This is a genomic window from Flavobacterium sp. GNP008 (assembly GCF_056428965.1).
This window is the reverse complement of sequence record NZ_JBWJVL010000003.1, coordinates 38263-62231: the sequence shown is the minus strand read 5'-3', so window position 1 is coordinate 62231 and position 23969 is coordinate 38263. Positions and strand designations below refer to the sequence as shown.

Here is a 23969-nt window from a genome sequence, read left to right as displayed (position 1 = left end):
TAAATATTATGACTCCATTTATAGCAGAAATTTTAGGGACTATGCTTATGATTTTATTAGGTAATGGCGTTGTTGCCAATGTAGTTCTTAAAGGAACCAAAGGGAATAATTCCGGATGGATTGTCATTAGTACAGCTTGGGGTTTTGCTGTATTTGTAGGCGTTGCCGTCGCTGGCCCGATTAGTGGTGCGCATTTAAATCCAATCGTCACTTTAGGTCTGGCACTCATAGGAAAATTTGCATGGGCTGAAGTTGCTTCCTATATTCTGGCTCAAATGATTGGGGCTATGCTAGGTGCCGTTTTGGTGTGGCTTTCCCATAAAGATCATTTTGCAGCTACAGAGGACGAAGGCGGAAAACTTGCTTGTTTTTGTACAGGGCCCGCGATTCGTAATTACTCATCCAATTTAATAAGTGAAATCATCGCTACTTTTGTGTTGATTTTTGTAATATTCTATATCGCAGGCCCAGAACTGATCATGAGTTCTGATACTGGTGCTGCAATCGGACTTGGGACTGTTGGTGCTTTACCGGTAGCTATTTTAGTTTGGGCTATTGGATTGTCATTGGGAGGCACTACTGGGTACGCCATAAATCCTGCTAGAGATTTGGGTCCTCGTATCATGCACGCCATTTTACCCATAAAAGGAAGTAGCGATTGGAGCTATTCCTGGGTTCCTATCGTTGGCCCAATAATAGGATCCTGTTTGGCCGCAGTCTTATATACGGCGATGCTCTAACCTCCTAATTCTAAAAATACTATCATGCAAAAATTATTTTTCTCCACTATAATCGCTATTATAGGGCTAGCTGGATACGCCCAAGAAACTCCTGTTTCCGATACTATTCCGAAAGCTGTAGCAGACACAAAACCGAACCGATTGGATTTTGATGTAGAATTAAAAACAAGCCACCTATGGAGGGGACTGGTCATCAACGGAAGCATGACTGCCATGGGCAACATTCATTATGCTTTGGATAAAAAACAAAATCTTACTGTTGGCCTTTGGGGCGGAAATGGGCTTGACGGGGAGTACAAAGAAATTAATTACTACGTTCAATACCAAAAAAATGGCTTTTCAATTGCCTTGTGGGATCTATTCAATACTACTAATATTGAAAACCCAGCCGTTTTTAATTACGATCGAAAAACAACAACGCACATTCTTGATTTAAGAACATCCTATCAATTTCCCAAACGATTTCCTTTGCGTATCGAAGCTAATTTTCTACTCTATGGCAATGACCGTGAATTGCTGGACAATCTCGATTATAAAAATAGGTATTCAACCTATTTAGAATTAGGATATCCAGTGTTGAAAAATCAAAAAATTACTTTAGAGGCCTATTTAGGAGCCGGATTTGCCCTAAACGGTTCCTCCCATTTATATACTAATAACCCAAACAGTAATTTTGATATTATAAATACTGGAATCAAGGCTTTCAAAAATATTAGCATTTTAAATTACAAAATCCCAGTTTCTGCAGTAGCAATGTGGAATCCAGCCCTTAAAATTGCCCGAATTCAATTGGGTGTTGTATTGTTTTAACTTCGAATAAAAAAGTATTTGACTTGTTAGCTAAAAACGTTTTTTTACCCCAAAATTAAAACACAAAATAGTGTTAATTCTTAATCTGACATCTTGTCATATTTATTTGAATTCCCTTATCTTTGCACTTTGAAAACATAGGATGGAAAAGATTATTGAAGAAAGCAAACAGGGCGAAAGTCTTGTTTTAGAAAACAAACCCGAGAATACAAAGAAACTTTTTATTGAAAGTTATGGTTGTGCAATGAATTTTTCAGATAGCGAAATCGTAGCTTCTATATTGTCCGGTAACGGATACAATACAACGCAAATTCTGGAAGAAGCCGATTTGGTTTTGGTTAACACCTGTTCCATTAGAGATAAAGCAGAGCAAACCATTCGCAAACGCTTGGAGAAATACAATGCGGTAAAGCGTATTAATCCAAAAATGAAAGTAGGAGTTTTGGGCTGTATGGCCGAACGTTTGAAAAGTCAATTTTTGGAAGAAGAGAAAATAGTGGACCTTGTTGTAGGTCCAGATGCCTATAAAGATTTACCAAACCTTTTACAAGAAGTGGAAGAAGGCCGTGATGCAATCAATGTGATTTTATCCAAAGATGAAACCTATGGCGATATTTCACCGGTTCGCTTGATGAGCAATGGCATTACCGCACTGGTTTCTATTACGCGCGGTTGTGATAATATGTGTACGTTTTGCGTGGTACCTTTTACCCGCGGACGCGAACGCAGCCGCGAACCACAAAGTATCATGAAAGAAATCCAAGATTTGTGGGACAAAGGTTTTAAAGAAATAACACTTTTAGGACAAAACGTAGACAGTTTTCTCTGGTATGGTGGCGGATTGAAGAAAGATTTTGTGAATGCAACCGAAATGCAAAAAGCAACAGCAGTAGATTTTGACCAATTACTTGAAATGGTGGCGGTTGGTTTTCCTAAAATGCGGATTCGTTTTTCTACTTCAAATCCCCAAGATATGCATGAAAGTATTTTGCACGTTATTGCAAAGTATCCTAATATTTGTAAACACATACACCTACCCGTTCAATCCGGAAGCAATAGAATTTTAAAAGAAATGAATCGTTTGCATACACGAGAGGAATACATGAATTTGATTGACAAAATCAGAAGCATTATCCCAAACAGTTCTATTTCGCAAGATATGATTAGTGGTTTTCCGACGGAAACCGAACAAGATCACAAAGACACTCTGAGTTTGATGGAATATGTAAAATATAATTTTGGTTATATGTACAGCTATTCAGAGCGCCCCGGAACATTGGCTGGGAGAAAAATGGAAGACGATGTAACAGACGAAACCAAAGCGAGACGATTACAAGAAATTGTCGACTTACAGCAAAAACACGCTTGGTTACGCTCCGAGGAATTTATTGGGCAAACAGTAGAAGTTTTGGTAGAAAAACTTTCAAAAAAATCTACGGAAGAGTTCTCTGGAAGAAATTCCCAAAGTATTACCGTAGTTTTCCCGAAAGAGAGTTATAAAATTGGAGATTTTGTGAATGTAAGAATTACGTCTTGCACAAGTGGAACTTTAAAAGGAGAAGCTGTTGGTTTGAGTGAAATGAATTAGAAAAAAGTTTACAATTTAAGGCTTAAAATTATCTCAATAACTTGAACCCTTAAACAACTAAAACTTTAAAAAAAGATAAAAATGGAATCAGTTCAAGCTATAAAACAACGCTTTGAGATTATTGGAAATGACCAAAAGCTAAATCGCGCCATTGAAAAAGCTATTCAGGTTGCTCCTACGGATATTACAGTATTGGTTGCTGGAGAAAGCGGCGTGGGTAAAGAGAATATTCCCAGAATTATTCATTCCCTATCACATAGAAAACACGGAAAATACATAGCCGTAAACTGTGGAGCCATTCCAGAAGGAACAATAGACAGTGAACTTTTCGGGCATGAAAAAGGCGCTTTTACAGGAGCTACAGGAACTCGTGAGGGGTATTTTGAGGTGGCTGATGGCGGAACCATTTTTCTGGATGAAGTAGGTGAACTGCCGCTGACGACTCAAGTTCGCTTATTACGTGTTCTCGAAAATGGTGAATTTATAAAAGTAGGGTCCTCCCAAGTACAGAAAACAGACGTACGAATTGTAGCGGCAACGAATGTCAATTTATTTGATGCTATCGAAAAAGGGAAATTTCGCGAAGATTTATACTATCGTTTAAGCACAGTAGATATTACTTTACCGCCTTTGCGCGATAGAAAAGATGACATTCATTTGTTATTTAGAAAATTTGTCGCAGATTTCGCCCATAAATATAAAATGCCTCCTTTGAAGTTGGAGGAGAATGCAGTTCAACTATTACAAAAATTTCGTTGGAGTGGAAACATAAGACAGTTGCGAAATGTAGCCGAACAAATTTCTGTTTTGGAAACAAATCGAGATATATCAGCAATCACTTTACAATCTTATTTGCCGGTACAAGGCAGTCATTTACCTTCGGTAATTAAAGATAAAAAAAGTGAAAGCGATTTTAGTACCGAAAGAGAAATATTATACAAGGTGCTTTTTGACATGAAAAGCGATTTGAATGATTTAAAAAAATTAACGTTGGAACTGATCCAAAATGGAAGCTCTAAAGTTCAGGAGACCAATCAGAATCTGATAAAAAAAATATACGGTTCCAAAGAAACGGACAGTGAAATTGATTTTGAAGAAGAACCAACAGCAGCGTTATTAGCCGCCAAAAATAACGAAGACCTCTATCAAGAGAATGACGACAATTATTTGTACACCGAAACTATCGAGGAAGAAGAAACCTTACGTTTAGAACAAAAAGAAATTGAAATGATTAAAAAATCATTAGAGAAAAACAAGGGAAAACGAAAAGCTGCCGCCGATGAATTGGGCATTTCAGAGCGAACTTTATACCGAAAAATTAAGCAATTTGATTTGTAATATTTTCACAAAGATTCAAAACATAAATGGTTCTGAACGAAAATGAATATATTTGACCGAGCGTTAATGAATTGGCGCAGCAATTTTAAAATAGAAAATGAAATACCTAAAACACTTCCTTCTTTTAATAATTATATGGAGTACCAATAGTTGCTCCGTCTACAATTTTACAGGAACTGGTAAAATTGATGCCGAAACATTTCAAGTTGGCTTTTTTCAAAATAATGCAGAATTAATTGAACCTGGCATTGACCGCACATTTACATTGGAACTCCAAGATCTGATTCAGAACCAAACCAATCTAAACTTAGTCAAAAATGACGCTGACTTATCGTATGAAGGAGAAATCGTAGATTACAGAATTAGCCCAATGACTGCTACGGCTGATCAGCGGGCAGCTCAAAATCGATTAACGATTCGTATAAATGTTCGTTTTAGCAATAAGAAAAAAGAAGCGGATGATTTTGAAAAACCCTTTACTTTTTTCTATGATTATCCCGCAGAGCAACAATTGACTGGAGCTACATTAAACGCCGCTTTGAAAGATATATTTGAAAGAATAACACAAGACATCTTTAACGAGTCTCTTGCGAAATGGTAAAAAAACACTCAAATGAGCGTTTTAAGTTAGCTAGAACAACCTCAAACTGATTACCGAACTCAGAACCTTAAAAAGATGAACGTAAACGACTATTCGTATTTGATTAACAAACCTGATGCTATTCACGAAAAGCAAACAGAGTCTTTGGACAAAGTATTGGAAGAATTTCCGTATTTTCAAAGTGCGAGAGCGATTCAATTAAAAGGCCTTTTCAATCAAAATAGTTACAAATACAATCTGGCTTTAAAAACTACTGCTGCCCATTCAACAGACAGATCAGTATTATTTGATTTCATCACTTCAGATACGTTTACTGCTATTGATAAAAATTTATACGATCGTAAAGCATTAGAAATTCTTGACATTCCCGTATTGGGCAATGAAATTCTTGTATCTGAAGAAAAATCAGCACTTAAAATAGATTCGTTACAACAATCTATCCTTACCTCAATAAAAGAAGCGTCTACAATTGAAATTGAGGATTATTCTAAAACGATTGAAGAAAAACTAGCCATTGGAGAACCATTGGATTTCTCTAAAAAGGAACAACATTCTTTTCAGGAATGGCTTCAGCTTTCTCGTAACGAGCCAATTGTTAGAACTAATAAGGAGTCAATCATTTTACCCTCAACCATAACAGATGCGGACAAAAGAAAAAAACTGGAATTAATTGATAAATTTATTGAAACGAGTCCCAAAATTTCTCCCGTAAAACATGGTGTACCTTCTACAGTCAGTTTCGACTTAAACAAAGATGATAATTCATACTTAATGACTGAGACTCTAGCGCGAGTTTACTTGGAACAAAAAAAATATCAAAAAGCGATACAAGCTTATGAAATATTAATTTTGAAATATCCAGAAAAAAGTAGTTTCTTTGCAGACCGCATATCGGATATTAAGATTTTACAACATAATAATAATTAAACAATGAGCACATTTTCAATTTTTTTAGTTTTAATAACTATAGTTTGTTTTCTATTAATCGTAGTTATCATGGTCCAAAATCCTAAAGGTGGTGGATTATCCTCAACAATAGGTGGCTCACAAATGCTAGGTGGTGTACAAAAAACAACTGATTTCTTAGATAAAAGTACTTGGACATTAGCAACTATATTAATTGCACTTATACTGCTTTCAAGTTTGAGCTTTACAGGAACATTAAGTGACACTGATTCTAAAATAATTGACAATACAGCAACGAGTGCACCAGTAGCTCCTGTTCAAAATACACCTGCTGCAACAAATCCAGCAAAATAAAAATACAATTCCTATTTTAAAAATGCCAGCTTGTCAAAGCTGGCATTTTTTATAAGAAAATATGTCAGTTTAAACAGCATGGCATAATTTCTGAAATGCTATACCTTTAATACCTTAAATAATACTAAAATATAAAATCATGGCTTTAAACATCAAACCACTTTCAGACAGAGTACTTATTGAACCAGTTGCTGCTGAAACCAAAACTGCGTCAGGGATTTTTATTCCAGATACAGCCAAAGAAAAACCACAAAAAGGAACCGTAGTAGCCGTTGGTAACGGAACAAAAGAACACACAATGACTGTCAAAATTGGTGATTCTGTTCTTTACGGAAAATACGCTGGTACTGAATTAAAACTAGAAGGTAAAGACTATTTGATCATGCGTGAAGACGATATTTTAGCAATAATATAATCGAATTAACAAATAAACGAATTAACAAATAAAAATAAAAATGGCAAAAGATATAAAATTTGATATTGAAGCACGTGACGGATTAAAACGTGGTGTTGACGCATTGGCAAATGCAGTAAAAGTAACTCTTGGACCAAAAGGTCGTAATGTAATTATTGGAAAAGCTTTTGGTGGACCAACAGTTACTAAAGACGGTGTTACTGTTGCAAAAGAAATTGAATTAAAAGACCCTTTGGAAAATATGGGTGCGCAAATGGTAAAAGAGGTAGCGTCTAAAACTAATGATTTAGCAGGAGACGGAACTACAACTGCAACTGTTTTGGCACAAGCTATCGTAAAAGAAGGATTAAAAAACGTTGCTGCTGGAGCAAATCCTATGGATTTGAAACGTGGAATCGACAAAGCGGTTGAAGCTATTGTAGCTGACTTAGCAAAACAAGCTAAAGTTGTTGGAAGTGATTCTGAAAAAATCAAACAAATTGCTTCCATTTCTGCTAATAATGACGAAGTAATTGGTGAGTTAATCGCTGCTGCTTTCGCAAAAGTTGGAAAAGAAGGTGTGATCACTGTTGAAGAGGCTAAAGGAACAGATACTTACGTTGATGTTGTTGAAGGGATGCAATTTGACAGAGGCTATCTTTCGCCTTATTTTGTTACCAATTCAGAAAAAATGGAAGTAGAATTAGAAAATCCTTACATCCTTTTATATGACAAAAAAGTTTCTTCTTTAAAAGAATTATTACCCGTTTTGGAACCAGTTGCTCAATCTGGAAAACCATTACTGATTATTGCTGAAGATGTTGATGGTGAAGCATTATCTACATTGGTAGTAAATAAATTACGCGGAGCATTGAAAATTGCAGCTGTAAAAGCACCTGGTTTTGGAGATAGAAGAAAAGCAATGTTGGAAGATATCGCTATATTAACTGGTGGAACTGTAATCTCAGAAGAAAGAGGGTACACTTTAGAAAACACCACTATCGAAATGTTAGGTACTGCTAAAAAAGTGACCATTGATAAAGACAATACAACAATTGTAAGTGGTGCAGGCGAAGCGGACATGATCAAAAATCGTGTCAATCAAATTAAAGGTCAAATGGAAGCTACAACTTCTGATTATGATAAAGAAAAATTGCAAGAACGTTTGGCTAAATTAGCTGGCGGAGTTGCTGTACTATATGTAGGCGCTGCTTCTGAAGTAGAGATGAAAGAGAAAAAAGACAGAGTTGATGATGCTCTTCACGCAACACGTGCTGCTGTTGAAGAAGGAATTGTTGCTGGTGGAGGTGTTGCGCTTCTAAGAGCTAAAAATGCACTTAGTGCTATAAAAGCGGACAATGCTGATGAAGCAACTGGTATCCAAATCGTATCGCGTGCAGTGGAATCTCCTTTGAGAACTATTGTAGAAAACGCAGGTCTTGAAGGGTCTGTAGTTGTTGCAAAAGTGGCTGAAGGTAGCGGTGACTTTGGATATAACGCAAAGACTGATGAATACGTAGATATGCTTAAAGCAGGGATTATTGATCCTAAAAAAGTAACTCGTGTAGCATTAGAAAACGCAGCTTCGGTTGCTGGAATGATATTGACTACTGAGTGTGCTTTGATAGATATCAAAGAAGATAATGGCGGAAACCCAATGGGTGGTGGTATGCCAGGAATGATGTAATATTATTTCAGTCTAAATAAAAAACCGTCCCAATTTATATCGGGACGGTTTTTTTATGAAGTTTAATGTTTATTTATTCTTTGATTTTAGATTTTTTACTGAACTTATATATTACTGGCAAAACAGTAATTCCAACTAGAATCAAGACAATTAATTCAATATGCTTTTTTAAATCAATTTGATAATTTTCAAGTAAAAAACCATATAAATAGTGTCCGGCAAAAATTAATGTGAACGACCAGATAAATGAACTTAGGATATTATAAAACATGAATTTTTGTTTATCCATAGATACAATTCCAGCCACTATTGGAGCAAATGTTCTTAATATTGGGAGAAATCGTGCAAAGATGATAGCTTTACCCCCGTATTTTTCAAAAAAATCTTTAGACTGTACCAAATATTTTTTCTTAAACCAAAAACTATCTTCTTTGTTGTACAAATAATACCCGCTTTTTGACCCAAACCAGTATCCAACAACATTTCCTAAAATCCCTGACAAAGCGACAAGCGTTGATAGCAGTACTACGTTTAGAAAATCATTACTAATAAATAAAATGTTTTCTATTAATTCTCGGCTATAAATACCCGCTAAAAATAACAAACTATCCCCTGGTAAAAAGAAACCTGCAAAAAGACCCGTTTCAGCAAAAACAATAAACAAAACTATATAAATCCCTAGCTTAATTCCATTAACATCAAAATGAATATAAAAAAGCGGGTCAATTAAATTCTTCCAATCAAAATCGTTCATTCTTAGGTTTTTTATGCTAAAATTATTCGTGTGTGAAAGTACATATAATATCTCTCAAAGCCAATTTATTACTCTATTTTAAAGTTTTATTAACGGTTATTCAACGAACGAAACTTGTCTGATTTGATTTCTTTTTTAAGCAAAATAACATTTATGATCTATAATTCAAATTCTTCCCCCATTAAAGGAACTTTACAGTCAAAACCATATTCTTTCTCAATTTTTATACGCAGTTCATCCAATGGTATATTTTCACCATGTACTAGAAATACTTTTGTAGGTTTAATTTTCAGTTCAGACAACCAATTGAGTAAATCCTTTTGATCCCCATGTGCTGACAAGCCTTGAATCTCAACTATTTTTGCTTGAACTGGATAATAGTGCCCATGAATTTTAACTTCCTTAGCTCCTTCGAGTAATTTTCTACCCCTTGTTCCTTCTGCTTGATAACCTACAATAATTATAGTAGTTTCTGGAAGACCAATATAATGTTCTAAATAGCTCAATACCCTTCCCCCAGTGACCATGCCACTAGCGGCAATTACCACTTTGGGTTTTTTACCAAAAATCACTTCAATGGTTTCTTGATAATCCGAAACCAATAAAAACATTTTACTCATTCCGGCACATTCTTCCGGTGACAATTTGTGCCATTTTGGATTATCCGTAAAAATATCCAATGCACTAATCCCCATCGGGGTATCAATAATATAGGGAATCGAGGGGATTCTTCCTTCTTCTTTTAATTGCCACAACAAGTACATGATGGTTTGGGCTCGCTCTACCGCAAAACTGGGAATAATAATAGTCCCCCCGCTTTTTAAGGCATTATTAATATAAGTTTCCAGTTCAAATTTAGTATCAGAATAGGGATGGAGACGATCCCCATAGGTACTTTCTAGAAAAATATAATCTGCTTTTTTAGGCCTGGTTGGGGGATACATAAGCACATCATTATCCCTACCTAAGTCACCCGAAAAAACTAATTTTTTCCCTTCCAACGACAATGCGATACTACAAGCGCCAAGAATATGTCCTGCATTAAAATATACCGCTTCTATTTGAGCGTCTAAAGCAATAGGTTCATTTATTTTGATAACTCTAAAAAAAGGAAAAACTTCTCTTACTTGCTTAACGGTATAAAGTGGTTCAGCAATTTCATGCTTAGAATACGCACCTTCATTGGCTTTATTAGCCTCTTCCTCCTGAATTTTAGCACTATCTAAAAGAATCAGTTTTGTAATATCTTTCGTTGGGCTTGTACAATAAATTTTTCCTGAAAAACCCTGATTAACAAGTCTTGGCAGCCAGCCACAGTGATCTAAATGACCATGGGTCAACAACACAAAATCTATAGTAGACGGAAGAACAGGCAACGAATCCCAATTCAGTTCCCGTAGCGGCTTGATGCCTTGAAATAAACCACAATCAATCAAAATCAGTACGCCATTACTCTCAATCAATGTCTTAGATCCAGTTACCGTTCCAGCGCCACCTATAAATTTAACTTTCATTTGATTTAAATTTAGAATATTAAGAAAGTATCCTTTTAAATATAAAAACATAATTCGGACGCTTCTTTTAAGACGTGTTTTACACGGCTTGGACTCAATCCAATTTTTACTAAGCAATCCGAATGATTTATTATTTCTTTTACCAAGATGACATCTAATACCAACAGCTTATCTTTCTCAGCAATTGATAATGTAGTTAGGCAAGTTACCGGATAAAGATAATGCGTATCGTTTTTTGTTTTTAAATTATTATTCTCCGGATAATTCCAACTCAATAAATTCAATCCGGAACATTTTGCAAAATTGACCGCATCTGCTGTAAAACGGTTATTTGTAACGATCCAACATTTTGATATACTCTCTTTTTTTTCAAAGATGACATATTTCCTTTCCTTCAAATCATTGAAACGAGACAAAATATACATGGGAACTTTTACATCAGTAGCGGCAGCTCTACTCACATGATATTTACACTCAACCATAGCAACCTCTTGGTTCTTCTTTACTACAACATCAATTTCATGTAAAACACATGTACCTTTAAGACTTACATTAGTTTTGGTTTGATAGTGTTCCGAGGCAAAAAGACGGGCTATATATTTTCCAAAAAAGAATCCAGCAGGGCCTAACAATCGTATTGCTTCCCTCAAATTATAACGTGCTGCATGAGAATTAGCTGTCTTTTTCAATAATGAAAAGGCCATTTTATAAATTTGCTTTGTAGCAATACCTTCATAGATTTGTTTTTTTATAACATCAAGTATATTGGTAACGGCAGCAACACTTGCCCCAGATTTTAGAAGTGATTTTTTAAGTTTATCAGGACTAAACTCGACAATATCTCCAGAATTTTTGATAATTTTCATAGCCTTATTAGTTTAAAAACAAGGAACTTAAAATCACTACTAAAGATACAGAAAAAAGGCTACTTATTTTGTTTTTGATAATAAAATCCTGGAACAAATAGCAATACAAAAATAGGTTGAATTAAAAACCTTCGAACATAAAAAAGTGTCCAATTATTGTGCTCATTTGCAAAATAAATTATATATGCGAAAGCAATAATCAGAATTATAAAGAAAAAATAATACAGAACAAAAGCAAATTTTATTAATGCCGCCTCTTTGAAAAGTACATAAATAATACCCAATGAAATAATGGTATTCAATGTAAAACGGAATAACAGCCCTAAAAACAATTGGAATGAATTGAAAGTTGGCAATCTTAAGGCAGCAAAATCCTTTTTGAAGAAATCTAGAAAGGGGTCATAAAACAACTGATCCTCAAATGCCCGAACAAGCACTAACAACACAATAAGAAAAAGTAATTGCATTGACCTCATTTTGTTATTTAATAGCTTATGAAGCATATTTTGAAAATTTACGCACCCAAATTAACCACAAAATAAAAACTACACTATAAATATATAATGGGAAAATTACTCCATGCAAAAAAGGTCCTTGTTTTGGAAAATAAAAGATTAATACACTCAGCATTGCTATTCTTAAGATGTTTAAAACGTAAATAAGTAGGCTTCCGCCCAATATATAAAGCAGTGTGGTCTTTAGTTTTCCAGAAAAAGCTGCTACAAATGAGATGAAAAGAATAATCACACTGATTGCATTACACCCTTCGGCTATTCGGGCTACATATTGTTGATTATAAAACAATTTAATATAAGAATCCCCTCTAGTTTCTTCTAGTCTAGATCCATCATTAAACAATTGTAATACCTGCACCGTATTTTCACTCACCATTCTTGTAAAAGAATCTATTTTGTTTTCTTCAAAACTCATAAGATAGCGCTGATAGAAAAACGTAAGAACCAGATAAGCCAAGAAAAAAGTAGCTAGAAATACAAGAAATGGCTTGTAAAGAATAAAATATTTTTTCAAAATCTATTTTTTAACAAATTTATGTAATTTTTAAAACCGGCTTTAAATACTTTTGTATAAATAAAATATAAAAAACATGACATTTCAAGAACTACAACCAAAAGTAACCGAAATCACTTTAAATACAACACTAACAAGAGACGAAAAACTTTTAGCCATTTGCGAGCTCCTTAGTAACTCCATTGCATATTATAACTGGGTAGGGTTCTATTTTGCAGATCAAGAATCTAAAACATTACACCTAGGACCATACGTAGGAGCAGAAACAGATCATACCGTAATCCCTTTTGGTAAAGGAATCTGCGGACAAGTAGCTGTTTCTAACGAAAATTTTGTTGTCCCAGACGTTACCGCACAAGACAATTATATTGCTTGCAGTTTTACCGTAAAATCGGAAATTGTTGTTCCACTTTTTGTTAATGGAGAAAACATAGGACAAATTGATATTGACAGTCACATTATAGATCCATTTACCAAAGAGGACGAATTATTTTTGGAATTTGTGAATAGCGAAATAGCAAAATTGTACTAAAATAATTATCATTTTTTGTAGCTTTTTTTATCTGTATTATGAAATCCATTTTTTATTCATTAGTCCTTTGACTAATACCAATAGCACTTTTTTTTCAAACTAAAGCTCCAGTACCCGCTATAATTTATTTCGATTCATTATAAAATGAGGCTACGGTAGTAATCATAAAGATTACAGGGATTAAAGATTACTTCGCTACCAAAGATACGTAGGCTTTTTATGAGTATTACAAATCGGGTGTTTTGAAGGCCGCAGGCACGTCAAAGAATAAAGATACTATTCAAAAAGAGGGAGAATTTGTTACTTATCTTAAAAATGGAAATAAAGAGTCCGTTAGCAATTATACCAACTCAAGAATTACAGGTAAAGAATACTTTTGGTATGAAAACGGACATCTCAAATTTGAAATTAAATATCTTAAAAACCTAGATTCATCTAAATCACAATCTAAAATTAACCAATTCTAGGATGCTAAAAATATTCATACCGTAATTGATGGGACTGAAAATTATGAGATTAAAGAAACTGGATATTCTGAAAAGGAAAAATCATTAATGGTGTAAAAAACGGAATATGGGAAGGGAATATTAATTCCCCACCCTATTCTTAAACAGGTAATTATACTTCAATAAATACTTTACCTAAATCCAAGAAGGGCCTAAACTTTTTTATAGTTTTTTACAAAATAATTTTATTAAACCAAAAGAAACTACTTTACATAACGCATAAGATACCATTTATTTAAATATTATTATTGAAAAGACGGTAGAGCAGTTGATATTAAAAGTATTAGTAAATTAGGTTTTGGCATTGAGGAGGAGGCTACTTGAGTAGTCAAACCTTATACACAATGAAGTGACAGTAAAACAAGAGGTATGTATAGACCCGCACTATTTTCAGTATCAACATCGATAAAATAGTTTACACAAAACCATGAATTAATATTCCAAAAAAATATCTAAATACTAATAGTAACTAAAACTTGTCTGTTTAAAAATAAAGATTACCTTTGCATCCGTCCTACAATAGCTGTATGACATACATAAAAATCATTAAACAAATATTGGAATGTATTTAACTAAAGAGATTAAAGAAGAAATCTTCGCTAAACACGGAGAAAAAACAAACACTGGAAAATCAGAAGCTCAAATTGCTTTGTTTACTTTCAGAATCAGCCACTTGACTGAGCACTTGAAAAAAAATCGTCACGATTATAACACAGAGCGTTCATTAGTATTGCTTGTAGGTAAAAGAAGATCTTTGTTGGATTATTTAAAGAAAACAGAAATCAACAGATACCGTGAAATTATCAAAGTATTGAATATCAGAAAATAATCAATATAAAAGAGGTGCGAAAGTGCCTCTTTTTTTATTTTACAATTTAGAATATATATGTTCTTTTTTTGATCCTGACACAAAAGGGATTAAAACTAAGACTATACCATAAAGTCTTTACCAACTAGTATAGGCAATAAAAAAAGTTTCGTTTTTCATTGGGTTTTAGGCATTAACTACGCAAGACAACAACTACAACACAACTAGAACCCATTGTTTAATCTAAAGAGAATTTAAAATTATGATTCCAAAAGTTTCAAAAGAAATTATCGATTTAGGAGATGGCAGAAGCATCTCAATCGAGACAGGAAAATTAGCCAAACAAGCTGATGGTTCTGTAGTAGTACAAATGGGAGATGCCATGTTGCTTGCAACAGTGGTATCTGCCAGAAAAGCAAGTCCAGGAATTGATTTCTTGCCTTTGACACTAGATTATCGCGAAAAATTTGCTGCTGCCGGACGTTTTCCAGGTGGTTTCTTCAAAAGAGAAGCAAGACCAAGTGATAATGAAATATTAACCATGAGATTAGTAGACCGTGTTTTACGTCCGCTTTTCCCAAAAGATTATCATGCCGAAACGCAAGTCATGATTCAATTGATGTCTCATGATGAAAACGTAATGCCAGATGCGTTAGCAGGTTTAGCAGCTTCGGCAGCTTTATCTTTATCTGACATTCCTTTTTCTACATTAATATCTGAAGTGCGTGTAGCCAGAGTTGATGGTAAATTCATCATCAACCCAAGCCGTACACAATTAGAATTGTCTGATATCGACATGATGATTGGCGCATCAAAAGATTCTATCGCAATGGTAGAAGGCGAAATGAAAGAAATTTCAGAAGCAGAAATGGTAGAAGCGATTAAATTTGCACATGAAGCCATCAAAATTCAAATTGCTGCTCAAGAACGATTGGTTGCTGCTTTTGGTAAAAAAGAAGTAAGAACCTACGAGCAAGAAAAAGAAGATGAGGCTATTTATGCAAAAGTAAATGCAGCTTCATACGATATGTGTTACGCTATTGCCAAACAAGGTACAGCTAAACACGAAAGAACCGCTCAATTTGCAGCGGTAAAAGAAGAAGTTAAGTCTTTATTTACTGAAGAAGAATTAGCTGAAAACGGCGATTTGATTTCTAAATATTTCTACAAATCTAATAAAGAAGCGGTTCGTAATGTAACGTTAGATTTAGGAACCCGTCTTGACGGAAGAAAAACTACAGAAATCAGACCTATTTGGGCTGAAGTTAATTATTTACCTTCTGTTCACGGATCTGCCCTTTTTACAAGAGGAGAAACTCAAGCATTGGCAACTGCTACTTTAGGAACTTCTAGAGAAGCAAACCAAATTGATTCCCCATCTCAACAAGGAGAAGAAAAATTCTACTTGCATTATAATTTTCCCCCTTTCTCTACAGGTGAAGCAAAACCTTTGAGAGGAACTTCAAGAAGAGAAGTAGGTCACGGAAACTTGGCTCAAAGAGCCTTGAAAAACATGATTCCTGCTGATTGCCCTTACACCATTCGTATTGTATCTGAAGTATTAGAATCTAACGGTTCTTCGTCTATGGCTACCGTTTGCGCTGGAACATTAGCGCTTATGGATGCAGGTATTCAAATGATCAAACCCGTGTCTGGGATTGCTATGGGATTGATTTCTGATGAAAAAACAGGTCGTTTTGCTGTATTGTCTGATATTTTAGGTGATGAAGATCACTTGGGAGACATGGACTTTAAAGTAACTGGAACTGCTGACGGAATTACTGCTTGTCAAATGGATATCAAAATCGAAGGATTGGCGTACCACATTATGGAGGAAGCATTAGCTCAAGCTCGTGATGGTCGTTTGCATATCCTTGGAAAAATAACAGAAGTTTTAGCTACCCCAAAACCGGAGGTTAAGAAATATGCTCCAAAAATTATCAAAGTGACTATTCCTGGTAATTTCATTGGTGCTTTGATTGGACCTGGTGGAAAAGTAATTCAAGAGTTACAAAAATCTACTGGTACAACTATCGTTATAAACGAAGTGAACGAGCAAGGTGAAGTTGAAATTCTTGGAACTGATCCGGACGGAATTGAAGCAGTGTTACGCAAAATTGACTCATTGACATTCAAACCAGTTGTAGGTGATGCCTATGAAGTAAAAGTAATTAAAATTCTTGATTTTGGAGCGGTGGTAGAATACCAAGCTGCACCAGGAAATGAAGTATTACTTCACGTATCTGAGTTAGCTTGGGAACGTACTGAAAACGTTTCTGACGTTGTGAAAATGGGAGATGTTTTTCAAGTGAAATACCTAGGTATGGATCCAAAAACAAGAAAAGAAAAAGTGTCAAGAAAAGCACTTTTACCAAGACCTCCACGTGAGGAAGCAAGACCTCTACGCGAGGAGAGAAAAGAGTAATCAGATCTTAGTTTACTAAAGGTTTATTTATAGAAAATCCCGTTTCATGTATTTGAAACGGGATTTTTATTTTAAATGAAATTATTTTAAAGACTATTGTAACTTTTTGTAAACTTCATACGTATAACTATTTGTACACTTAAAATTTAGGAGACAAAAAAACATGAGACAACTAAAAATCACCAAGCAGGTTACCAATCGTGAAACTGCTTCATTAGACAAGTATTTACAAGAAATTGGAAAAGTTGACCTTATTACCGCTGACGAAGAGGTAGAATTAGCACAAAAGATTAAAGCCGGTGACCAGAAAGCATTAGAGAAATTGACCAAAGCCAATTTACGTTTCGTGGTTTCGGTAGCAAAACAATATCAAAATCAAGGATTAACACTTCCCGATTTGATTAACGAAGGAAATTTGGGATTGATAAAAGCAGCACAGCGTTTTGATGAAACACGTGGTTTCAAATTCATCTCGTATGCCGTTTGGTGGATTCGTCAATCTATTTTACAAGCGTTGGCGGAACAATCCCGTATCGTTCGTTTGCCTTTGAATAAAATTGGCTCTATCAACAAAATCAATAAAATGTACGCTTTATTAGAGCAATCTAACGAGCGCCCACCATCTGCTGAGGAGATTGCAAAAGAGCTGGACATGACCGTAAACGACGTAAAAGAGAGTATGAAAAACTCTGGTCGTCACTTATCAATGGATGCACCTCTTGTAGAAGGAGAAGATTCTAACCTTTACGATGTTTTGCGTTCTGGTGAGTCTCCAAATCCAGACAGAGAATTAATCCACGAATCATTGCGTACCGAGATCGAACGCTCTTTAGAAACATTGACTCCTAGAGAAGCTGATGTAGTTCGTTTGTACTTTGGTCTTGGTGATCAACACCCAATGACTTTAGAGGAAATCGGAGAAACTTTCGACCTAACTCGTGAGCGTGTGCGTCAAATCAAGGAAAAAGCTATCCGTAGGTTGAAACACACTTCCAGAAGTAAAATACTTAAAACCTACTTAGGTTAATTCATAATATTACCCAATTAAAAAATTTAAACCTTAACTTTTTTAATTCAAAATGAACAACAGTTTGATTGACTGTTCGTTTTTTGATTGATGATTGAAACTCCGGCTGATTACCGGAGTTTTATTTTTCTAATCTGAATTCATTTCAGATTCCTTAAACCAATTCTTATTTAAAATCATTTGGACGCAACGCTCCGTAAAACTTCGGGTCAGGCTTTCGGCTTTATCGCTCCGCTGTACTTCGAGGATACCACCTCTATACTTTACGCAAATCGCAGAATAACTGGCCAATTGAATCTATAAAAAACTTTCGCATGTTGTTCCAAAAAAACTACTTTTGTACAAACAATTCAACTACAAAATGAAGAATACTCTTATTGCTCCATCAGTACTTGCTGCTGATTTTGCTAATCTACAACGCGATATAGAAATAATCAACAACAGTGAAGCCGACTGGTTTCATATTGATATTATGGATGGGGTTTTTGTCCCCAACATTTCTTATGGGATGCCTGTATTAGAAGCCATAAATCGACATGCAAAAAAAATAATTGACGTTCACTTAATGATTGTAGATCCTGACCGTTACATCAAAACCTTTGCTGAATTAGGCGCTAATATTATAAGCGTACACTATGAAGCGTGTGCACATCTGCACCGAACACTTCAAGCCATTAAGGCCGAAGGAATGAAAGCTGGAGTTGCTATAAATCCCCACACAAATATTGATTTGCTGGAAGACGTCATTAATGACATCGATTTAGTGTGTATCATGAGTGTAAATCCTGGTTTTGGAGGACAATCCTTCATAGAAAATACGTATGCTAAAATTGAAAAACTAAAAGCTTTAATCACCAAAAAAGGGGCCAGTACTCTTATTGAAGTAGACGGTGGTATTACCAATAAAAATGCTAAACAACTAGTAGAGGCAGGCGCTGATGTCCTTGTGGCAGGAAGTTTTGTGTTTAAATCCGAAAATCCAACAGCAACTATTTCTGATTTGAAGAGATTAACTTCATTTTAGTCTTCACCATATCTTGCATAAAAAAAACCAAAGAGGAATTGTCTTTGGTTTTTTTTATGCAAGATACATTTAAAATACTGATTACTAGATACTTAATTCGTCAAATTTTCAGCATCATTTAATCGTAGTGCTACATTATCCCAATTGATAATATTAAATAAAGCATCTACAAAGTCAGTTCGTTTATTTTTATATTTTAAATAATAAGCATGTTCCCAAACATCAATCACCAATAGTGGAATTGCCCCCCATTGCGTCAGTTTTTCATGATTTTCACATTGCAAAATTACTAGGCTATCACTGTAAGGCTGGTAAGCAAGAATACCCCAACCATTACCATCTACATTTTTTGATGTGGCAGCAATTAAAACTTTTAATCTATCATAACTTCCAAAACTTTTTTCAATACGCTTCAATAAATTACCTTTTGGCAAGGTATTTTTATTGGTAAGATTTGTCCAAAATATAGAATGCAGAATGTGTGATGAAAAATGATACGATAGTTTTTTTGTCCAAAAATCAATCGTCTCCAAATTGTTATCATCCAAAGCTTTTTTTATCATTTGCAAATCCTTGTTAGCCCCTTTTACCGCACCACCATGATGAAAAGTGTAATGCAAATGCAAGGTTTCCGCATCCATATAAGGCTCTAAGAAAGTTTCACTATATGGTAAGGTTTGTTGAATATAATTCCCGTTTGCATCGACCAACCTATCAATAGAATTGTTTGCTAAATTTTTTGCAAATGCATTAGTTGTAGGAAGTATTAGCGAAGCCGCGCCTAACAAAGTGCTAGATTTTAAAAACTCTTTTCTATCCATTACAAAATATTTCAGAATGATGATTTAATTGTGACCACGGCAGGGTTCGAACCTGCAACCCTCAGAGTCGAAATCTGATATTCTATCCAGTTGAACTACGCAGTCTTTATTGTTGTTGCTTAACTAGTTTTAAAATGGTTAACCAACAACCTATTTATTATGTTAATAATTTTTTAACTATAGTAGAAATGGTTTTCCCTTCGGCAGTTCCTCCTAATTGTGCAGCAGCTAATCCCATCACTTTTCCCATTGAAGCAATACCTGAAGCTCCAGTTTCTGTGATGATTTTTGCAATCACTTCTTCAACTTCTGCCTCGCTTAATTGGGTTGGTAAGAATTTTTCAATTACTGCAATTTGTGCTAATTCAGGTTCAGCTAAATCCAAACGGTTTTGTTCTGTAAAAATTCTAGCACTTTCCTTACGCGTTTTTACTAATCTTTGAAGTAATTTAACTTCTTCATCTTCCGTTATTTCTTCTTTTGATCCTGTTGCTGTTTGAGCCAATAAAATTTCGGATTTTATAGCCCTTAAAGCTTCTAATGCAACTGTATCTTTGGCTCTCATGGCGGTTTTCATTTCGTCCATGATATGTACTGATAAACTCATACTACTAATTAATTTTAAAATTGGTATTAGACTTAAAAACTGAATATTGCAAACTCATTTTTTTTTAAATTCCCAAGATGGTAGTAAAAAATCCCTACTATTTTTTTGCGAAACTTGAAATGATAGTTGAAATAAAGTTTGACAAATTTAAAGAAATTTACTGGAATTAACAATAGATTACTTTCTTCTCGCTACATAAAAAAAGAACCCGAAAATTAGATATAATTTTCGGGCTAACTCTTTTGTTGTGCGTAAGTTAATCTACATTATCGTGTAAATACGAGTTATTAGAACGCAACTGTAAGTCATTGTTACTATCCGTTCCAACAGAAATTCTCGAATTTGTGTTGTTTGTTTGATTGTTTGAAATGTCTATTCCTAATCTTTTATAAGCTGGTTCTTTTTCATACTCATCAATTTTAGAAACGTTGTTATGAAACTTATAATTAAATTCTTTTAATTTTTTTCTTCTTTCGTCAGCTCTCATGCGCAACGATTCTTCGATAGTCATTTCGGTAGGCGAAACTTCTTCAAAATCAACAGGTGAATTTATAGATCTTTCCACTTGTTTCATTGTAATATTTAATTCTGCAGGAACAACAACTTCTGGTATTTTCGCCACTGGCTTAGCCATAAAATCAGGCTCGACTTCCATATATTCCTCTAAAGAATATTTGATGATTCCGTTATCTGCCAATTCCGTTACTGGAACAAACTGAACAGCTTCATTTACTTTAATATCACGCGTTTCATTAGTAAGCTCAAACATTACTTTGCTTTCCTCCACTTGCACCACTGGCTCTGCTTTAAAAAGAGGCAAATCAAAAGAGAAAGTAGTTTGCTCTTGTCTTTCAATTGCTTTTGGTTGTACCGCTTTAACTTCAGCTAATGGAGATGAAATAGTAAAATCAATGTCTGTAATTGGAGAAACGATTTCGAAAGTCACATCTAAATTTTTAATAAATTCAGACATAACCATCAACTCTTCTTTATTGATTGCTGGAGCTGTAACCACTGACTCGGGTACAACCACTACATCTTCTATTAAATCAAAAACAATTCTTTCGTTTGAGTTAGTAACCGGTGCTGATTCCGTATTCAAATCAAATCCAGCCACGATTTTACTGCTTAAATTGTGTACGCTTCTTTGTTCGTCTTCTAGTGTGTGAATTATTTTTTTAGGCTCCGTGTTTACAATTCCATTTTGTTGTTCAATATCAAAACCGGTAGCGATTATGGTTACTGCAATTGCATCTCCAAGAGACTCGTCTTCACCAACTCCCATGATAATATTAGCATTATGACCTGCTTCAACTTGAATATGATCATTGATTTCCCCGATTTCATCAATTGTAATTTCATTAGTTCCAGAAACGATAAGCAACAATACGTTTTTGGCACCAGTGATTTTATTATCATTTAACAAAGGTGAATCTAAAGCAGAGACAATAGCTTCTTTAGCTCTATTCTCTCCTGAAGAAACTGAAGATCCCATAATAGCCGTTCCGCTATTATACAATACTGTTTTTGCGTCTCTTAAATCGATATTTTGGGTATAGTGATGTGTTATTACTTCGGCAATACCTCTTGATGCTGTAGCCAAAACTTCATCCGCTTTTGAAAACCCAGCTTTAAAACCAAGATTTCCATACACTTCTCTTAATTTATTGTTATTGATAACAATTAAAGAATCGACTTGTTTGCGTAATTTTTCAATACCAATTAAGGCTTGTTCCTGACGCACTTTCCCTTCAAATAAGAAAGGTAATGTTACAATTCCTACGGTAAGAATGTCTCTTTCTTTAGCCAATTGTGCAATTACCGGCGCCGCTCCAGTTCCCGTTCCACCACCCATACCTGCAGTAATGAACACCATTTTAGTATTGCGATCCAACATTTTCTCAATCTCAGAAATACTCTCAATAGCAGATTGTTGCCCTACATCAGGATTAGCGCCAGCACCAAGTCCTTCCGTTAAATGTACTCCTAGCTGAATTTTGTTAGGCACAGAACTACTCTGTAAGGCTTGAGAATCCGTATTACATACGATAAAATCAACCCCTTTAATCCCTTGCTTGAACATGTGATTTATGGCATTACTTCCGCCTCCACCAACTCCTATAACTTTTATCACATTTGATTGGTTCTTTGGTAAATCAAATGAAATACTTCCAAATTCTGAGTTGCTCATCATTTTATTTGGTTTTTGAAATTGTTATATTATTAATTCTCCTATTTTTTTGGGCTTTGCCCTTATTCTGCATTATCCAAAAAATCTTTAATTTTATCGACATAGCGATCAAAGAAATTTCGTTGTATTCTGTTCACAGTAGAATTTTGCTTCTCATTTGCATTCTGGTCTTCCTGTTCTTCTCCTTTTTCAGCAGATTCATACACGGGAGTCTGAACGACTGTTGGTCTATAAACTGGAACTTTAGGCTGTTCTACAGCATCCATTCGTATAGCACTTTGTGTTTTATTCTCAATGCTTTTCATCACTAATCCAACTGCAGTTGCGTACAAAGGACTTGAAATTTCCTCATCAGAATTTCCTGCCAAATGTTCATTTGGATATCCAATTCTAGTATCCATTCCAGTAATGTATTCCACTAACTGTTTGATGTGTTTCAATTGGGCACCACCACCAGTAAGAACAATTCCTGCTATTAGTTTTTTACGAGGATCTTCATGTCCATAGGCTTTTACTTCCGTAAAAACTTGATCCACGATCTCCACCACACGGGCATGAATTATTTTAGAAAGATTTTTTAACGAAATCTCTTTTGGCTCTCTACCTCTTAATCCAGGGATAGAAACAATTTCGTTGTCCCTGTTTTCTCCTGGCCAAGCTGATCCAAATTTGACTTTCAATAATTCAGCTTGCTTTTCAATAATAGAACATCCTTCCTTAATATCGTCTGTAATGACATTCCCTCCAAAAGGAATTACCGCAGTATGACGAATAATCCCATCTTTAAAAATGGCCAAATCTGTTGTTCCACCCCCAATATCTATCAATGCGACACCTGCTTCTTTTTCTTCCTGACTCAAAACAGCATCAGCTGAAGCCAATGGTTCCAATGTCAAACCTGACAATTCAATACCTGAACTCTGAATACATCTTCCCACATTACGAATCGATGAAGCCTGCCCCACTACAACATGAAAACTAGACTCTAACCTTCCGCCATACATTCCTATCGGTTCTTTGATTTCAGATTGCCCATCAATTTTAAATTCTTGGGGCAAAACGTGTATTATCTCTTCCCCCGGCAACATGGCTAATTTATTTACTTGATCAATTAAAAGCTGGATATCATTTCCTCCTATTACTTCTTCTGGATTGTGTCTGCTAATGTAATCTGTATGTTGAATACTACGAATATGCTGTCCCGCAATCCCCACTACTACATCTTTTATTTTATAGCCTGAATTATTTTCGGCCTCTTGTATCGCTTGTTGTATTGATTGGATGGTTTGAGTAATATTATTAACAACGCCTCTTGCCACACCTAGACTTTTAGATTTACCAACACCTAAAATTTCTAGTTTACCATATTCATTCTTCTTGCCTATCATGGCAACTATTTTAGTTGTCCCAATATCTAGACCTACTGCAATATTCTCTTTTTCCATTA

The 23969-nt window shown here is 35.0% G+C and carries 24 protein-coding genes and 1 tRNA gene; 15 read left to right on the top strand and 10 right to left on the bottom strand.

The window, feature by feature from the left end:
• The first annotated feature begins 8 nt into the window (after nt 1-8).
• The 9 genes from AC0608_RS09705 (at nt 9) to groL (ending at nt 8418) form a co-directional block, all read left to right on the top strand.
• On the top strand, nt 9-740 hold the full coding sequence (locus AC0608_RS09705) for an MIP/aquaporin family protein (RefSeq protein ID WP_478288929.1): 732 nt from the start codon (nt 9-11) through the stop codon (nt 738-740).
• 24 nt (nt 741-764) lie between these two features.
• The gene (locus tag AC0608_RS09700) at nt 765-1550 is read left to right on the top strand and encodes a hypothetical protein (protein ID WP_478288928.1); all 786 of its coding nucleotides are present in this window, start codon (nt 765-767) and stop codon (nt 1548-1550) included.
• A gap of 142 nt (nt 1551-1692) precedes the next feature.
• Complete coding sequence (miaB, locus tag AC0608_RS09695) at nt 1693-3138, top strand: tRNA (N6-isopentenyl adenosine(37)-C2)-methylthiotransferase MiaB (RefSeq protein WP_417989498.1); 1446 nt, start codon at nt 1693-1695, stop codon at nt 3136-3138.
• Between the two features lie 81 nt (nt 3139-3219).
• Nucleotides 3220-4476, top strand: coding sequence for a sigma-54 interaction domain-containing protein (locus AC0608_RS09690; RefSeq protein WP_478288927.1), 1257 nt, complete (start codon nt 3220-3222; stop codon nt 4474-4476).
• A 97-nt stretch (nt 4477-4573) separates the two neighbouring features.
• Nucleotides 4574-5077 carry an LptE family protein gene (locus AC0608_RS09685; RefSeq protein WP_478288926.1) on the top strand — a complete coding sequence of 168 codons (504 nt, stop codon included), beginning with the start codon at nt 4574-4576 and terminating at the stop codon, nt 5075-5077.
• A gap of 75 nt (nt 5078-5152) precedes the next feature.
• Nucleotides 5153-6004: a tetratricopeptide repeat protein gene (locus AC0608_RS09680; protein WP_478288925.1), complete on the top strand. Its 852-nt coding sequence runs from the start codon at nt 5153-5155 to the stop codon at nt 6002-6004.
• A gap of 3 nt (nt 6005-6007) precedes the next feature.
• The gene (gene secG / locus AC0608_RS09675) at nt 6008-6337 is read left to right on the top strand and encodes a preprotein translocase subunit SecG (protein ID WP_417958518.1); all 330 of its coding nucleotides are present in this window, start codon (nt 6008-6010) and stop codon (nt 6335-6337) included.
• 139 nt (nt 6338-6476) lie between these two features.
• Nucleotides 6477-6752 carry a co-chaperone GroES gene (locus AC0608_RS09670; protein ID WP_007137725.1) on the top strand — a complete coding sequence of 92 codons (276 nt, stop codon included), beginning with the start codon at nt 6477-6479 and terminating at the stop codon, nt 6750-6752.
• A 40-nt stretch (nt 6753-6792) separates the two neighbouring features.
• On the top strand, nt 6793-8418 hold the full coding sequence (gene groL / locus AC0608_RS09665) for a chaperonin GroEL (RefSeq protein ID WP_478288924.1): 1626 nt from the start codon (nt 6793-6795) through the stop codon (nt 8416-8418).
• A 73-nt stretch (nt 8419-8491) separates the two neighbouring features.
• On the opposite strand, the gene AC0608_RS09660 is transcribed toward groL, so the two are convergent.
• The 5 genes from AC0608_RS09660 to xrtF form a co-directional block, all read right to left on the bottom strand.
• Nucleotides 8492-9172: a DedA family protein gene (locus AC0608_RS09660; protein ID WP_417958520.1), complete on the bottom strand. Its 681-nt coding sequence runs from the start codon at nt 9170-9172 to the stop codon at nt 8492-8494.
• A 158-nt stretch (nt 9173-9330) separates the two neighbouring features.
• Complete coding sequence (locus AC0608_RS09655; RefSeq protein ID WP_478288923.1) at nt 9331-10686, bottom strand: MBL fold metallo-hydrolase; 1356 nt, start codon at nt 10684-10686, stop codon at nt 9331-9333.
• Between the two features lie 35 nt (nt 10687-10721).
• Nucleotides 10722-11552, bottom strand: a complete 831-nt coding sequence (locus AC0608_RS09650; RefSeq protein ID WP_478288922.1) for an ATP cone domain-containing protein — start codon at nt 11550-11552, stop codon at nt 10722-10724.
• A 59-nt stretch (nt 11553-11611) separates the two neighbouring features.
• The gene (locus AC0608_RS09645) at nt 11612-12055 is read right to left on the bottom strand and encodes an exosortase F system-associated membrane protein (RefSeq protein WP_478288921.1); all 444 of its coding nucleotides are present in this window, start codon (nt 12053-12055) and stop codon (nt 11612-11614) included.
• On the bottom strand, nt 12045-12581 hold the full coding sequence (gene xrtF, locus AC0608_RS09640; protein ID WP_478288920.1) for an exosortase family protein XrtF: 537 nt from the start codon (nt 12579-12581) through the stop codon (nt 12045-12047). Before xrtF ends, AC0608_RS09645 begins: the two co-directional genes overlap by 11 nt.
• 76 nt (nt 12582-12657) lie before the next feature.
• Between xrtF and AC0608_RS09635 the strand changes: the two genes are divergently transcribed.
• The 6 genes from AC0608_RS09635 to rpe all read left to right on the top strand — a co-directional run bounded on the left by AC0608_RS09635 (nt 12658) and on the right by rpe (nt 18903).
• On the top strand, nt 12658-13113 hold the full coding sequence (locus AC0608_RS09635; RefSeq protein ID WP_478288919.1) for an XrtF-associated fRMsr-like GAF protein: 456 nt from the start codon (nt 12658-12660) through the stop codon (nt 13111-13113).
• Nucleotides 13114-13355: 242 nt separating this feature from the next.
• Complete coding sequence (locus AC0608_RS09630) at nt 13356-13580, top strand: toxin-antitoxin system YwqK family antitoxin (RefSeq protein WP_478288918.1); 225 nt, start codon at nt 13356-13358, stop codon at nt 13578-13580.
• Nucleotides 13581-14181: 601 nt separating this feature from the next.
• A complete protein-coding gene (rpsO, locus tag AC0608_RS09625) occupies nt 14182-14448 on the top strand; it encodes a 30S ribosomal protein S15 (protein ID WP_066079886.1) in 267 nt (88 codons plus the stop codon).
• Nucleotides 14449-14689: 241 nt separating this feature from the next.
• Nucleotides 14690-16852: a polyribonucleotide nucleotidyltransferase gene (locus AC0608_RS09620; RefSeq protein ID WP_478288917.1), complete on the top strand. Its 2163-nt coding sequence runs from the start codon at nt 14690-14692 to the stop codon at nt 16850-16852.
• Nucleotides 16853-17015: 163 nt separating this feature from the next.
• Complete coding sequence (locus AC0608_RS09615; RefSeq protein WP_007137700.1) at nt 17016-17879, top strand: sigma-70 family RNA polymerase sigma factor; 864 nt, start codon at nt 17016-17018, stop codon at nt 17877-17879.
• Nucleotides 17880-18240: 361 nt separating this feature from the next.
• Complete coding sequence (rpe, locus tag AC0608_RS09610; RefSeq protein WP_478288916.1) at nt 18241-18903, top strand: ribulose-phosphate 3-epimerase; 663 nt, start codon at nt 18241-18243, stop codon at nt 18901-18903.
• Between the two features lie 92 nt (nt 18904-18995).
• Here the strand turns inward: rpe and AC0608_RS09605 are convergent, their stop codons facing one another.
• From AC0608_RS09605 to ftsA, 5 genes are all read right to left on the bottom strand, one after another.
• The gene (locus AC0608_RS09605; protein ID WP_417958529.1) at nt 18996-19724 is read right to left on the bottom strand and encodes a superoxide dismutase; all 729 of its coding nucleotides are present in this window, start codon (nt 19722-19724) and stop codon (nt 18996-18998) included.
• A 31-nt stretch (nt 19725-19755) separates the two neighbouring features.
• Nucleotides 19756-19829, bottom strand: a tRNA-Arg gene (locus AC0608_RS09600).
• Nucleotides 19830-19881: 52 nt separating this feature from the next.
• Nucleotides 19882-20331, bottom strand: coding sequence for a GatB/YqeY domain-containing protein (locus AC0608_RS09595; RefSeq protein WP_417958530.1), 450 nt, complete (start codon nt 20329-20331; stop codon nt 19882-19884).
• 256 nt (nt 20332-20587) lie between these two features.
• Complete coding sequence (ftsZ, locus tag AC0608_RS09590; protein ID WP_478288915.1) at nt 20588-22525, bottom strand: cell division protein FtsZ; 1938 nt, start codon at nt 22523-22525, stop codon at nt 20588-20590.
• A 59-nt stretch (nt 22526-22584) separates the two neighbouring features.
• Nucleotides 22585-23967, bottom strand: coding sequence for a cell division protein FtsA (gene ftsA / locus AC0608_RS09585; protein WP_417958532.1), 1383 nt, complete (start codon nt 23965-23967; stop codon nt 22585-22587).
• Nucleotides 23968-23969 lie beyond the last annotated feature (2 nt).